Raw genomic sequence first — 13406 nt, 5'->3', positions numbered from 1 at the left:
CCGTGTAAATCCGCGGCAAAAACGAATGTCTCGAGGAGTGCCAAGTGAAACTCTGCGGTTTTGAGATCGGCCTGGACCGACCCTTCTTCCTGATCGCCGGTCCGTGCGTGATCGAGTCGATGCAACTGCAGCTCGACACCGCCGGCACGCTGAAGGAGATCACCGCCGAACTCGGCATCCCCTTCATCTTCAAGTCCAGCTTCGACAAGGCCAACCGCACCTCGGTTTCGGGCTTCCGCGGTCCTGGCATGGAAGAGGGCCTGAAAGTGCTGGCCGAGGTGAAGAAGCAGCTCGGCGTGCCGGTACTGACCGACGTCCACGAGTACACTCCGCTCGACGAGGTCGCCTCGGTCGTCGACGTGCTGCAGACCCCCGCGTTCCTGTGCCGGCAGACCGACTTCATCCAGAACGTCGCCCGCGCCGGCAAGCCGGTGAACATCAAGAAAGGCCAGTTCCTGTCGCCGTGGGAGATGAAGCATGTCGCCGAGAAGGCGCTGGCCACCGGCAACACCGACATCATGGTCTGCGAGCGTGGCGCCAGCTTCGGCTACAACAACCTGGTCAGCGACATGCGCTCGCTGAGCGTGATGCGCGACACCGGCTGCCCGGTCGTGTTCGACGCCACCCATTCGGTGCAGCTGCCCGGCGGCGCCGGCGGCAAGAGCGGCGGCCAGCGCGAGTTCGTGCCGGTGCTGTCGCGTGCGGCGATGGCGGTGGGCATCAGCGGCATCTTCATGGAAACCCACCCGGATCCGGACAAGGCCCTGTCCGACGGCCCGAACGCCTGGCCGCTGCCGAAGATGCGTGCGCTGCTGGAGACGCTGCTTGAGATCGACCGCGTCACCAAGAAGAACGGCTTTCTCGAAGCCGGGCTGTGATTTTCCGCCACGGGTTCGCGCGGATCGACACGGATGAAGCATCAGGGAAGTAGGTTCTATCCGCGTTCATCCGCGTAACTCCGTGGCCAACAACCTCTCCTTCCTGACTCGACTCGACCATGACCCAGATCGCCAAAGTCCACGCCCGCGAAATCCTCGACAGCCGGGGCAACCCGACCCTTGAAGCCGAAGTGACCCTCGCCGACGGCAGCTTCGGCCGCGCGATGGTCCCGTCCGGCGCCTCGACCGGCACCAAGGAGGCGGTCGAGCTGCGCGATGGCGACAAGACCCGCTACCTCGGCAAAGGCGTCCGCCAGGCGGTGGAGAACGTCAACGGCGCTATCGCCAAGGCACTGGAGGGCTTCGCCGCCGCCGACCAGGCCGGGCTCGACCGCCGCCTGATCGATCTCGATGGCACCGAGAACAAGGGGCGCCTCGGCGCCAACGCCCTGCTCGGCGTCTCGCTGGCCAACGCGCACGCGGTCGCCGCGTCGAAGAAGCTGCCGCTGTGGCAGTACCTGGCCGGCATCTCGTCGAATGCGGGCCGTGCACCGGTGTTGCCGGTGCCGATGATGAACATCATCAACGGCGGTGCGCACGCCGACAACAACGTCGACCTCCAGGAGTTCATGATCCTGCCGGTCGGAGCGGACAGCTTCTCCGAGGCGCTGCGCGCCGGCACCGAGGTGTTCCACGCGCTGAAGTCGGTGCTCAAGGGCCATGGCCTGAGCACCGCGGTCGGCGACGAGGGCGGCTTCGCTCCCGACCTGCGCAGCAACGAGGAAGCGCTGGAGACCATCCTCGAGGCGATCGGCAAGGCCGGCTACAGGGCGGGTGAGGACATCCTGCTCGGCCTGGACGTCGCTTCCAGCGAGTTCTTCGACAACGGCAAGTACAACCTCACCGGCGAGGGCAAGCGCCTGACCCCGGACCAGTTCGTCGACTTCCTCGGCAACTGGTGCGCGCAGTACCCGATCGTCACCATCGAGGACGGCATGGCCGAGGACGACTGGGACGGCTGGAAGCAGCTGACCGCCGCGCTCGGCAACAAGGTCCAGCTGGTCGGCGACGACCTGTTCGTGACCAATCCGAAGATCTTCAGGGAAGGCATCGAGCAGGGCGTCGGCAACGCGATCCTGATCAAGGTCAACCAGATCGGCACCCTGACCGAGACGCTGGAGGCGATTGCGATGGCCGACGCCAACCGCTACGCCGCGATCGTCTCGCACCGCTCCGGTGAGACCGAGGACACGACGATCGCCGACATCGCGGTGGCGACCACCGCGACCCAGATCAAGACCGGTTCGCTGTGCCGCAGCGACCGCGTCGCCAAGTACAACCAGCTGCTGCGGATCGAGGAGCAGCTGGGCGCATCGGCGAAGTACGCCGGCCGCGACGCGTTCGTGTCGCTGAACCGGTAAGCGATGGGCCAGCCGGCGGACAGGAACGGGAGATGGTGGGTATTGCCCGCCGTGCTGCTGTTCCTGCTCGCCATGATGATCTATCTGCAGTTCCGGTTGTGGATCGGCGAGGGCGGCCGTCATGCGGTCGCCGAACTGGAGGCGCAGGTCGAACAGCAGGTCCAGGACAACGCCTCGCGCCAGCAGCGCAACGATGCGCTGGTGGCGGAGGTGGCCGACCTCAAGAACCTGTCCTCCGGCGGCGCCGCGGTCGAGGAGCGGGCCCGCAGCGAACTGGGCATGATCAAGCCTGGCGAAGTGTTCTATCGGGTCGTCGAGCCGGACGGTGTGCCGGCGCGGATGGCCGACCCCGCGACGCCGCAACGGGACGAACCAGTGCAATGAGCGGTGCCGACATCTGGGCAGTGGTGCCGGCAGCCGGGCGGGGCACGCGCTTCGGCGGGGATACCCCCAAGCAATATCTGCAGGTCGACGGCCAGCCGCTGCTGGCGTATGCACTCGATGCGCTGCTCGCGCATCCGCGCGTCGCCGGTGCAACGGTCGCGCTCGCCGCGGTGGACGCCAGCTGGCCGGGCTGGAGCGAACGGCAGGGCAAGCCGGTCCTGTGCTGCACGGGCGGGGGCGAGCGGGCCGATTCGGTGCTGGCCGCGTTGCGCGTGCTGCCACAGGTGGCAGGCGCGGATTCGCTGGTGCTGGTACACGACGCGGCGCGGCCGAACCTCGCCCACGACGATCTCGACCGCCTGATCAGCGTGGCCGAGGCGGGATCCGACGGCGCGATCCTGGCCGCACCGGTGCGCGACACCCTCAAGCGGGCCGACGATGCCGGTCGCATCGTTTCCACCGAACCGCGCGAGCGGCTGTGGCGCGCGCTGACTCCGCAGGCGTTCCGCCGCAAGCCGCTGATCGACGCGCTGCAGCGCGCCCGCGACGACGGCGTGTCCGTGACCGACGAGGCGATGGCGATGGAGCGGCAAGGACGACACCCGCGGCTGGTCGAAGGCAGGGAAGACAACTTCAAGGTCACCACGCCGGCCGATCTCGAGCGCTTTCGCTTCATACTTTCGCAGCGGCACGCGGGCTTCGCGCAGAACCCGTAGGCACGGCGCAAGCCGCAATGAGGCTTCCGCGGGAAGGCCCGATCGCGGCTTGCACCGCTCCTGCGAAGGATCCGCAACGAGGAAAAGACCATGCAAGGCAATCTGAACATCCGCATCGGCCAGGGCTTCGACGTCCACGCGTTCGGCGAGGGTGACCACGTGATGCTCGGCGGTGTACGGGTGCCGCATGCGCAGGGCGTGGTCGCGCATTCGGACGGCGACGTGGTCATTCATGCGCTGTGCGACGCGATCCTCGGTGCGCTCGCGCTCGGCGACATCGGCCAGCACTTCCCGCCCAGCGATCCGCGCTGGAAGGGCGTCGACAGCAGCGCCTTTCTCCGGCACTGCAACGCGCTGGCGCGCGAGCGCGGCTGGACGCTCGGCAACGCCGATCTCACCGTGATCTGTGAACGGCCGAAGATCGGCCCGCACGCGCAGGCGATGCGCGAGACCCTTGCCGCGACGCTCGGGGTCGACATCGACGCGGTCAGCGTCAAGGCGACCACCTCGGAAAGGCTCGGCTTCACCGGCCGCGGCGAAGGCATCGCCGCCCAGGCCGCGGTGTTGCTGCAGTCCGTCTGAGCGCCATCGCGGAGCCGCCAGGATGTCCGATCCACGTCCCGCTGCGTTGCCGCGCGCGCATGGCAAGCCCGTGCTGGCCGCCCGCCTGCGCAGCACGCCGGAGGATTTCTTCGTCGAGGAACTGGCCGGCTTCGAGCCCACCGGCAGCGGCGAGCACCTGCTGCTGACGGTCGAGAAACGCGGAATGAACACGGCCTGGACCGCACAGCGGATCGCGCAATGGGCCGGCGTGGAGGTGGCCGCGATCGGTTACGCCGGCTTGAAGGATCGTCATGCGGTGACCCGTCAGCGCTTCAGCGTGCACCTGCCCAGACGCAACGCGCCCGCGGTGGAGTCCCTCGAGTACCGGGGCGAGGGCGGCGAGGCATTGCGCGTGCTCGCGCACGACTGGCACGCGAAGAAGCTGCCGCGCGGTGCTCTCGCCGGCAACCGTTTCGTGCTGGTGCTGCGTGGAGTCACCGGCGAGCGTGGCGTCCTCGACGCGCGCCTGCAGGCGATCGCCGCGCGCGGCGTGCCCAACTACTTCGGCGAACAGCGTTTCGGTCGCGGTGGCGACAACCTGCACGCGGCGCTTTCGATGTTCGCGGGCCGGCGGGTCGGCCGCGAGCAGCGCACCCATCTGCTGTCGGCGGCCCGTTCGGCGCTGTTCAACCGGGTGCTGGCCGCGCGGGTCGCCACCCACTGCTGGGACACGCCGCTGGACGGCGAGGTCTGGATGCTCGACGGCAGTCGCAGCGTGTTCGGTCCGGAGCCGCATTCGGATGAGCTGGCCCGGCGCCTGGCGCTGTTCGACATCCACCCCAGCGGCCCGTTGTGGGGCCGCGGCGAGCTGCGCAGCCGCGGCGACGCAGCCACGATCGAGCTCAAGGCCCTTTCCGAGCCGCCCGGCGATGCGCTGCGTGCGGGACTGGAGCGGGCCGGGCTGAAGCAGGAACGGCGTGCATTGCGGCTGCGGCCGGGTGGATTCGAGTGGTCGTGGCAGGCCAGCGACGTGTTGCAACTGCGTTTCGACCTGCCGCCGGGCACCTACGCGACGACGGTGCTGGCCGAGCTCGGCGATCTCCGCGACGCCTCGTTCGACCCTGTCTGAGCACGCGCACCGGCGCGGCGACCGTCCGTCGGAAGCGTGGCAATTGGCACTGGCCCCTGACCGGAGGCAGGTATATGCAGAAGGGGCAGGCCCGGCAAGGGGTCGGGCCCTGGCGCGACGGCACCGTGCAACGGCAATGGCCCGCCGCGCCGACTATCCGGAGGTATCGTCATGAACGCCAGTCTCCGTGCACTCGTGTTGTCCCTCGCCGCCGTCGGCCTCGCCGCCTGCGCCAGCATGCCGGAGAAGTCCGCGCAGGCCGAGCGCGCACCCACGATCATGGACGCCGACGAAGCCTATGTCGCCTACGTTGAACGCGTTGCCCGTCGGCGCGGCATCGAGGTGGTGTGGGTTAACGTCCCGCGCGCCAAGGTACCCACCGAGGACCGGGACAACTGATCCGTCGACCGGAGTCCTCGCGACCGACCGCGGCAGGACTAGCGCCGCCTGGTTGGTGCCAACAGCACCAGGACCGCCCCGGCGCCCCCCTGCGCGGGTGGCGCCGAGTGGAAAGCGATCACGTCCGCGCGGTGGCGGAGCAGGCGGTCGACCAGATTCTTCAGCACCGGCGCACCGTCGCCGTGCAGCCCTTTTCCGTGAATCACGCGCACGCAGCCCAGTCCATGGCGGTGCGCATCGCTGATGAATGCACGTAGCAGCGCCTCGGCGGTGCGCGCGTCCGCGCCGTGCAGGTCCAATTCTTCCTGAGCCGAGATCTCGCCCCGCCGCAGCCGTTGCCAGCTGCGCACGGAAACGCTGTCGCGCCGGTACGCCAGCAGGTCGCCGGATTCCAGCGGCGGAGTGTCGTGGCCGCGCCGGAATGCCTGGCGGGCGTCGCTTTCGTCCAGTTCCGCCATCCGGGCCCGCGGTTTCGGCTTCGGCGCCGCCGGGGCAGGAGGCGAGGCCTTGAGTTCGCGGACTGGACCGATCGCCTGGCGGAACAGCGCCGCATCGTCGGCGCCGGGCGGTGTCGAAGGCATGCGGCGTTTCGTCATGCGGCCAGCGTAGCGTGGCCGGGCGCGTTCGCAAGGCGCGATGGCATCGTCCAGGGAACGAAGGCCGGCGGTCCATCGGCTATCATGTGGGCTTGGCCGACGGGAGCGCGGACAGGCGCCCCCGATCGTTCCGTCCGCAGCAACGCCGTAGCGCTTCACGTCCATAGGGAGTCCATGCGAGTTCTGGTCAGCAACGACGACGGTGTCGACGCCCCGGGCATCCGTTTCCTTGCCGAAGGCCTGCGCGCCGCCGGCCACGAGGTCCTGATGGTCGCCCCGGATCGCGACCGCTCCGGCGCCAGCAATTCACTGACCCTCGACGCGCCGGTGCGGGTCGTCCAGCTCGACGACAGCACCTGGCGCGTCCACGGCACGCCCACCGACTGCGTCCATGTGGCGATCACCGGGATGCTGGAAGCCGAGCCCGACATCGTCGTGTCCGGCATCAACAACACCGCCAACATGGGCGACGATGTGATCTACTCCGGCACCGTCGCCGCGGCGATGGAAGGCCGCTTCCTCGGCCTGCCGGCGATCGCCGTCTCGCTGAACACCGCCGATCACGTTGGCAGGCACTACGAAACCGCCGCCCGTGCCGCCGTCGAGATCATCGCCCGGCTCAGCGTCGATCCGCTGCCGGCCGACACAATCCTGAACGTGAATGTCCCGGACGTGCCGTGGGAGCAGGTGCGCGGTTTCGAGGTCACCCGCCTGGGCAACCGCCATCGTGCCGAGGACTGCATCCCGCAGCAGGACCCGCGCGGCCGTTCCTGGTGGTGGATCGGTGCGGCCGGTCCCGAACAGGACGCCGGCCCGGGCACCGACTTCCATGCGCTGCGCACCGGCCATATCGCGATCACGCCGATCCTGGTCGACCTGACCCGCTACCAGGCGCTCGACCAGGTCGCCAGTTGGGTCGATGGCCTGTCCGTCGCGCTGCATCCGGCGGCCGAGGTGCAGCCATGAGCCTGCGCATGCGCCTGCAGCCGGAGGCGCTGGGCACCGGCATGACCTCTCAGCGCGTCCGCGACCGCCTGGTCGAACGCCTGCGCGAGGAGGGCATCCGCGACGAGCGCGTGCTCAACGCGATCCGCACGGTGCCGCGCCACCTGTTCGTCGACGAGGCGCTGGCGACCCGCGCCTACGAGGACACCGCGCTGCCGATCGGCCACGGCCAGACCATCTCGCAGCCGTGGGTGGTGGCCCGGATGACCGAGGCGGTGCTGTCGGTCGCACCGGAGAAGGTGCTCGAGATCGGTACCGGCTCCGGCTACCAGGCGGCCGTGCTGGCCGCGCTCGGACTGGAAGTGCATACGGTCGAGCGTATCGGCGAGCTGCTGCGGGTCGCGCGCAAGCGGTTCCGTTCGCTCGGCATGAACATCCGCAGCAAGCACGACGACGGCCGCATCGGCTGGCCGGAAAACGGGCCGTTCGACGCGATCATGGTGACCGCGGCCGCTCCGGCCCTGGTCGATGCGCTGAGCGCCCAGCTCGCGCCAGGCGGCACGCTGGTCGCGCCGGTCGGAGCCGCGGCCTCGCAGTCGCTGGTGATGCTGCGCAAGCAGGCCGACGGCACGCTCAGCCAGCAGGCGCTGGCGCCGGTCGTGTTCGTGCCGCTGCTGTCCGGAATGATCGACTGATGCCGCCCGCATGTGGCGCGCTCCGCGGCCGCCGGTTCGCGGGTCCGCACGAGGATGCCCGCCGCCTGTTGCGTGGAGCCCGCCCTGGGGAACAGATCGCATGAGGCCGGTCGCATGAAGCTCTTCGGTCCGATCTACGACCGCTGCCTGGTATGGGCGGCGCACCATCGCGCGCCGCGCTACCTCGCTGCGCTGAGCGTCGCCGAATCGGTGTTCTTCCCGGTGCCGCCCGACGTGATGCTGGCGCCCATGGCGCTGTCGACTCCGCAGCGCTGGATGCGCCTGGCCGCGATCTGCACGATCGCCTCGGTCGTCGGCGGCGTGCTCGGCTATATGCTTGGACACTTCGCGCTGGAAGCGATCTGGCCATGGATGCTCAAGCTCGGCTGGGACACGCCGTTCCTCAAGGTGCAGGCGCTGTTCGAGCGATACGGCTTCTGGATCGTGTTCGTCGCGGCATTCACGCCGATTCCCTACAAGGTGTTCACGATCGCGTCGGGTGCGACCGGCATCGGGCTGATACCTTTCCTGCTGGGCTCTGCCATCGGGCGTGGCACGCGTTTCTTTCTCGTTGCCGGACTGGTCGCATTCGGCGGCAAGCGGCTGGAGGAAGGCCTGCGCCGCTATATCGAGGTACTGGGCTGGGCCGTGGCCGTGCTGGTGATCGGCGCGGTGGTCTGGCTGGAACTGCGCGGCTGAGCGCGTGTCCAAGCGGGACCGGGGCCAGCGTCCGGTTGCCGCGAAGACGATGACAAGCAACCGGAGGCCAAGGATCCGACGCATGACCATGACCCCAAACTCCATTTTCCGTCAGGCGGTGCTGTGCGCATTGTTCGCGATCGGCGCGGTGGCCTGTTCCAGCACCGTTGTCCGCGAGAGCGGCTCCGGCCGCTCCGGCCCCGTTGCGGTGTCCAAGCCCAGACCGGGTGCGACCGTCGTGGTCCGCCGTGGCGACAATCTCTACCGCATCGCCACCGACAACGGCATCACCCTGCACGACCTTGCGGCGTGGAACGGCATCTCGCCCCCGTACACCATCCATCCCGGACAGCGGCTGCGACTGTACCCGTCGGGCACCGGCAGCGCATCGGTCGCCGCATCTGGACAGTCGACCCGCCGGCCCGAGCAGGCTTCGTCCGGCAGCGGCGGCCGCACGGCTGCCGCCGCCCCTCCGGCGGCTCCGGCCGCGGCGCCGGTCGACAGCGGGTTGTCCTGGCGCTGGCCGGCCGACGGCGAACTGGTCAGCCGGTTCGCCAATGGCGACCCGACCCGGCAGGGCGTCGACATCGCCGGACGCAGCGGCGCGCCGGTGCGCGCTGCCGGCGACGGCGTGGTGGTCTACTCGGGCGCCGGGCTGGTCGGCTATGGTGAGCTGATCATCATCAAGCACAACGACCAGTGGCTGTCGGCCTACGGTCACAATCGCAACCGGCTGGTCGCCGAGGGAGCGGTGGTCAAGTCCGGCCAGCAGATCGCCGAGATGGGTCGCAGCGGCGCCGCCCGCGACATGCTGCACTTCGAGATCCGCTACAACGGCAAGCCGGTCGATCCGCTTCAATACCTGCCGAGACGCTGAACGCCATCGGGCTCCGTCCGGGAGCGGATCCCCGGCCCGGTGCAAGCGCACCGGGCGCTCGCCGGCGCGCGGCCCAATGGGCCGCAGGCGGCGCCGGCTCGCCCGCTACAGCGGCAAACCGGTCGATCCGTTGCAGTGCCTGCCGGGGCGCTTAACGCCGTCGGGCTCCGTCCGGGAGCGGATCCCCGGCCTCGGGGGCCGGACCGAAGCTCAGCGGGCGAGGACGAACGCGGCGACCACGCGGCGGCCTTCGCCGGCGAGGACGTTGAAGGTACGGGCGGCGGCGGCATTGCTCATCACCTCGACGCCGATTCCTTGAGACAGGCAGGCGGCCATCGCCGCCGCCGACGGAAACACCTGGGTTTCGCCGGTTCCCAGCAGCACCACTTCCGGCTTCAGCGCCAGTACCGGAGCCAGCTCGCCCGCGCCCAGGGCGCCGATGTCGGCAACCGCCCAGTCCTCGATCAGGCGATCGGGCGCCAGCACGAAGCTCGACTCCAGCCGGCGTTCATTGACCAGCGCGCTGCCGCCATCGGCGCCGCGCAGGAAGAACTCGTGGTCGGGACGTTCGAGGGTCAGTTGCATTGAAATCAGGGGTGAGGGCTGGAGGCTTTCGCAGGAGCGGCGTAAGCCGCGAGGGGGTTCCCATGAACAACCGGTCGCGGCTTACGCCGCACCCGTGGGCGTACCCGCGACATCTCGCGGTCCGTGCGGTCGAGAGCCGTTCACGCAGTCCGCAGGACCGGGAGGTTCGTCGCACGCATGCGAACAACCGGGCCCCGACGCCCGTATGCGCTCACGCCCGCGGCAGCACGATCTGACGCTTGTCCCTGCCCGGACGATACAACACCGCAGTGTGGCCGATGCGCTGGACCAGTGCCGCGCCGGTCCGTTCGACGACCTCGTCGATCATCGCGTCGCGGGCCTCCCGGTCCTCGGCGGCGACCTTGACCTTGATCAGCTCGTGGTGCTCGAGGGCGTTGTCCACTTCGGCCACCAGCGCATCGGTGATGCCCTTGCCGCCCACCTGCAGCATCGCCTTCAGGCCATGGGCCTGGCCGCGCAGGAAACGGGTCTGGGCGGCGGTCAGCTGGATCGGCATCGGGGTCACGTGAACGGGCTGGAGGGCCGCTCAGGGTATCATGGTGACCGCTTCCCGATTCGATCACAGGGCTTTCCCAGCGCCCATGGCCGCCCGCAGCAAGTCATCCCGCAGCAAGTCCAGCCAGCGCTGGCTGAAGGAGCATTTCTCCGACCCGTTCGTGAAGAAGGCCCAGGCCGAGGGTCTGCGCTCGCGGGCCGCATTCAAGCTCGAGGAGCTGGCCGAACGCGACCGCCTGCTCAAGCCCGGGATGGTGGTGGTCGACCTGGGCGCCGCACCGGGTGGATGGTCGCAATGGGTGCGCCAGGAGCTCGAGCGCATGGATCCGGGCCGTCCGGGCCGGGTGATCGCCCTGGACATCCTCGAGATGCCGCCGCTGGCAGGGGTGGAGTTCCTTCATGGTGATTTCAGGGAGGATGCGGTCCTATCGCGGCTGGAAGCGTCGCTCGCGGGCAAGCCGGTGGACCTTGTGCTGTCGGATATGGCCCCCAATAAGAGCGGTGTGGATGCGGTCGACATGCCGCGCGCGATGTACCTGGCCGAGCTGGCGATGGACTTCGCCGACCATCACCTCAGGGTGGGCGGCGCGTTCCTGATCAAGCTCTTCCAGGGCGTGGGGTTCGATGAGTACGTCCGCGAGCTGCGCCGCCGCTACGACAAGGTGGCGATCCGCAAGCCGGCGGCATCGCGGCGGCGCTCGCCCGAGGTCTATGCCCTGGCACAGGGCAAGCGGGCCGCGATCAAGTAAGGTGTCGGGAAACATGCGTGGTCGGTGCCGGTGCCACGCCGGTCGGACCGGATTCCAGGGGCCCGCGCCACATTTTTCCGGTGTGGGTCATCACTAGGTTGGGCAACAGGTAACGTAACTACATGAACGATCTGGCCAAGAATCTCCTGCTCTGGGTTGTCGTCGCCGTCGTGCTGATGGTGGTGTTCCAGGCGTTCGGGCCGCGCACCGCGGGCACCGAGACCTTGGCCTACGACCAGTTCGTCCATCAGGTGCAGAACGATCGCGTCGAGAAGATCAAGATCGACGCCGACCGCACCACGATCACCGGTGAGCGGAAGGACGGCACCAAGTTCACCACCTACAACCCCGGCGACAAGGATCTGGTCAACGACCTGATCAACCACAACGTCGCGGTCGAGCAGACGCCGCCGGACAGCGGCCCGTCGCTGTTGTACATCCTGATCAACATCCTGCCGTGGCTGCTGTTCATCGGCATCTGGATCTACTTCATGCGCCAGATGCAGCAGGGCGGCAGCAAGGGCGCGATGAGCTTCGGCAAGTCGCGCGCGAAGATGCAGGGCGAGAGCGAGGTCAAGGTGACCTTCGCCGACGTCGCCGGCTGCGACGAGGCGAAGGAGGAGGTCGGCGAGCTGGTCGAGTTCCTGCGCGATCCTTCCAAGTTCCAGAAGCTCGGCGGCAAGATCCCGCGCGGTGTGCTGATGGTCGGCCCGCCCGGCACCGGCAAGACCCTGCTGGCCCGTGCGATCGCCGGCGAGGCCAAGGTGCCGTTCTTCAGCATCTCCGGCTCCGATTTCGTCGAGATGTTCGTCGGCGTCGGTGCCAGCCGTGTGCGCGACATGTTCGAGCAGGCCAAGAAGCACGCGCCGTGCATCATCTTCATCGACGAGATCGACGCGGTCGGCCGCCATCGCGGCGCCGGCCTGGGCGGCGGTCACGATGAGCGCGAGCAGACGTTGAACCAGCTGCTGGTCGAGATGGACGGCTTCGAGGGCGGCGAGGGCGTGATCGTGATCGCCGCGACCAACCGTCCGGACGTGCTCGATCCGGCGCTGTTGCGCCCGGGCCGCTTCGACCGCCAGGTCGTGGTGGGGCTGCCCGACGTGAAGGGCCGCGAGCAGATCCTGCGCGTGCACATGCGCAAGCTGCCGCTGGCCGACGATGTCGAGCCGATGACGATCGCCCGCGGCACTCCGGGCTTCTCCGGCGCCGACCTCGCCAACCTCTGCAACGAGGCCGCGCTGTTCGCCGCCCGCGAGAACGCGCGCGAGGTGCGGATGGAATTCTTCGACAAGGCGCGCGACAAGATCCTGATGGGCGCCGAGCGTCGCTCGATGGCGATGAGCGAGGACGAGAAGAAGCTCACCGCCTATCACGAAGCCGGGCACGCGATCGTCGGCCGGGTGGTGCCCGAGCACGATCCGGTCTACAAGGTCACGATCATCCCCCGCGGCCGCGCGCTGGGCGTGACCATGTACCTGCCGGAAGGCGACAAGTACAGCATCAACCGCGTCGCCATCCAGTCGCAGCTGTGCTCGCTGTACGGCGGCCGGGTCGCCGAGGAGCTGATCTTCGGCGCCGACAAGGTCACCACCGGCGCGTCCAACGACATCGAGCGTGCGACCAAGATGGCCCGGAACATGGTCACCAAGTGGGGCCTGTCGGACGAGATGGGGCCGATCGCCTACAGCGAGGACGAGGACGAGGTGTTCCTCGGCCGCTCGGTGACCCAGCACAAGAACGTCTCCGATGAGACCGCGCGCAAGATCGACGTGGTCGTGCGCGGCATCCTCGACAAGGCCTACGGCGAGACCACGCGGATCCTCAAGGAGAACATCGACAAGCTGCACGTGATGGCCGATGCGCTGCTGCAGTACGAGACCATCGACGCGCACCAGATCGACGAGATCATGGAGGGCCGAGTGCCGGGTCCGCCAGCGGACTGGGTGAAGTCGGGCAGGGCGCCGAAGGACGACGCCGACAGCACCCCGCCCGGGGCGGTGGTCGGGCCGGCGGCGCAGACCTGAGCGGGTGACGCACGGGTCCGCGACGGACAAGGGCCGGAAGGGTGACCTTCCGGCCCTTGCCGTTTGGACGGCGCGGTCGAAGCGGACTGCTCGCCGGATGGGTGGTCGGTATCCGGCGCAACGGCTGCGCGAGGCTGGGCGCCATCCGCCGGTGGCGTTGCCCCGACGATGGCACACTGTCCGGCACCATGGGCCGGTGAACTCCGTGCCGCGCCGGGCCTCCCCCGCAAGTACGGAATCCCCCGTC

At 68.9% G+C, this 13406-nt stretch carries 16 protein-coding genes; 13 read left to right on the top strand and 3 right to left on the bottom strand.

The genetic code is table 11. The features are described 5' to 3' along the window. Positions 1-44: 44 nt before the first annotated feature. From kdsA to L3V18_RS05075, 7 genes are all read left to right on the top strand, one after another. Complete coding sequence (kdsA, locus tag L3V18_RS05105) at positions 45-878, top strand: 3-deoxy-8-phosphooctulonate synthase (RefSeq protein ID WP_237053547.1); 834 nt, start codon at positions 45-47, stop codon at positions 876-878. A 119-nt stretch (positions 879-997) separates the two neighbouring features. Continuing rightward, complete coding sequence (gene eno / locus L3V18_RS05100) at positions 998-2299, top strand: phosphopyruvate hydratase (protein ID WP_237053545.1); 1302 nt, start codon at positions 998-1000, stop codon at positions 2297-2299. A 3-nt stretch (positions 2300-2302) separates the two neighbouring features. Then, the gene (ftsB, locus tag L3V18_RS05095) at positions 2303-2683 is read left to right on the top strand and encodes a cell division protein FtsB (RefSeq protein ID WP_425493461.1); all 381 of its coding nucleotides are present in this window, start codon (positions 2303-2305) and stop codon (positions 2681-2683) included. After that, on the top strand, positions 2680-3399 hold the full coding sequence (ispD, locus tag L3V18_RS05090) for a 2-C-methyl-D-erythritol 4-phosphate cytidylyltransferase (protein ID WP_237053544.1): 720 nt from the start codon (positions 2680-2682) through the stop codon (positions 3397-3399). The genes ftsB and ispD overlap by 4 nt, the downstream gene beginning before the upstream one ends. Before the next feature lie 90 nt (positions 3400-3489). Beyond that, entirely contained in the window at positions 3490-3981 is a 492-nt protein-coding gene (ispF, locus tag L3V18_RS05085; RefSeq protein WP_237053543.1) for a 2-C-methyl-D-erythritol 2,4-cyclodiphosphate synthase, read from the top strand. 22 nt (positions 3982-4003) lie between these two features. Next, positions 4004-5071 carry a tRNA pseudouridine(13) synthase TruD gene (gene truD, locus L3V18_RS05080; RefSeq protein WP_237053542.1) on the top strand — a complete coding sequence of 356 codons (1068 nt, stop codon included), beginning with the start codon at positions 4004-4006 and terminating at the stop codon, positions 5069-5071. A gap of 171 nt (positions 5072-5242) precedes the next feature. After that, positions 5243-5470 carry a hypothetical protein gene (locus tag L3V18_RS05075; RefSeq protein WP_237053541.1) on the top strand — a complete coding sequence of 76 codons (228 nt, stop codon included), beginning with the start codon at positions 5243-5245 and terminating at the stop codon, positions 5468-5470. A 38-nt stretch (positions 5471-5508) separates the two neighbouring features. On the opposite strand, the gene L3V18_RS05070 is transcribed toward L3V18_RS05075, so the two are convergent. Continuing rightward, complete coding sequence (locus tag L3V18_RS05070; protein WP_237053540.1) at positions 5509-6051, bottom strand: Smr/MutS family protein; 543 nt, start codon at positions 6049-6051, stop codon at positions 5509-5511. Between the two features lie 189 nt (positions 6052-6240). Here L3V18_RS05070 and surE point away from each other — a divergent pair, with 189 nt between their 5' ends. The 4 genes from surE to L3V18_RS05050 all read left to right on the top strand — a co-directional run bounded on the left by surE (position 6241) and on the right by L3V18_RS05050 (position 9282). Next, entirely contained in the window at positions 6241-7032 is a 792-nt protein-coding gene (surE, locus tag L3V18_RS05065) for a 5'/3'-nucleotidase SurE (RefSeq protein WP_237053538.1), read from the top strand. After that, entirely contained in the window at positions 7029-7706 is a 678-nt protein-coding gene (locus L3V18_RS05060) for a protein-L-isoaspartate(D-aspartate) O-methyltransferase (protein ID WP_237053536.1), read from the top strand. The genes surE and L3V18_RS05060 overlap by 4 nt, the downstream gene beginning before the upstream one ends. A gap of 114 nt (positions 7707-7820) precedes the next feature. Then, positions 7821-8405, top strand: coding sequence for a YqaA family protein (locus L3V18_RS05055; RefSeq protein WP_237053535.1), 585 nt, complete (start codon positions 7821-7823; stop codon positions 8403-8405). Positions 8406-8487: 82 nt separating this feature from the next. Continuing rightward, on the top strand, positions 8488-9282 hold the full coding sequence (locus L3V18_RS05050; protein ID WP_425493460.1) for a peptidoglycan DD-metalloendopeptidase family protein: 795 nt from the start codon (positions 8488-8490) through the stop codon (positions 9280-9282). A 210-nt stretch (positions 9283-9492) separates the two neighbouring features. On the opposite strand, the gene L3V18_RS05045 is transcribed toward L3V18_RS05050, so the two are convergent. Next, on the bottom strand, positions 9493-9867 hold the full coding sequence (locus tag L3V18_RS05045) for an Mth938-like domain-containing protein (RefSeq protein WP_237053534.1): 375 nt from the start codon (positions 9865-9867) through the stop codon (positions 9493-9495). Positions 9868-10078: 211 nt separating this feature from the next. Next, positions 10079-10384 carry a ribosome assembly RNA-binding protein YhbY gene (yhbY, locus tag L3V18_RS05040; RefSeq protein ID WP_237053533.1) on the bottom strand — a complete coding sequence of 102 codons (306 nt, stop codon included), beginning with the start codon at positions 10382-10384 and terminating at the stop codon, positions 10079-10081. Positions 10385-10469: 85 nt separating this feature from the next. On the opposite strand from yhbY, the gene rlmE reads away from it, so the two are divergent. Together rlmE and ftsH are read left to right on the top strand one after the other, a co-directional pair. Further along, positions 10470-11132 (top strand): 23S rRNA (uridine(2552)-2'-O)-methyltransferase RlmE, encoded by a 663-nt coding sequence (rlmE, locus tag L3V18_RS05035; RefSeq protein WP_237053530.1) that lies wholly within the window; start codon positions 10470-10472, stop codon positions 11130-11132. 122 nt (positions 11133-11254) lie between these two features. Then, positions 11255-13159, top strand: a complete 1905-nt coding sequence (gene ftsH / locus L3V18_RS05030; RefSeq protein ID WP_237053528.1) for an ATP-dependent zinc metalloprotease FtsH — start codon at positions 11255-11257, stop codon at positions 13157-13159. Positions 13160-13406 lie beyond the last annotated feature (247 nt).

The sequence above is a fragment of the Marilutibacter chinensis genome (genome assembly GCF_021725675.1).
Lineage (GTDB): Bacteria > Pseudomonadota > Gammaproteobacteria > Xanthomonadales > Xanthomonadaceae > Marilutibacter > Marilutibacter chinensis.
Note: the sequence above shows the minus strand (reverse complement) of the source record. Positions and strands in the feature narration are given on the sequence as shown.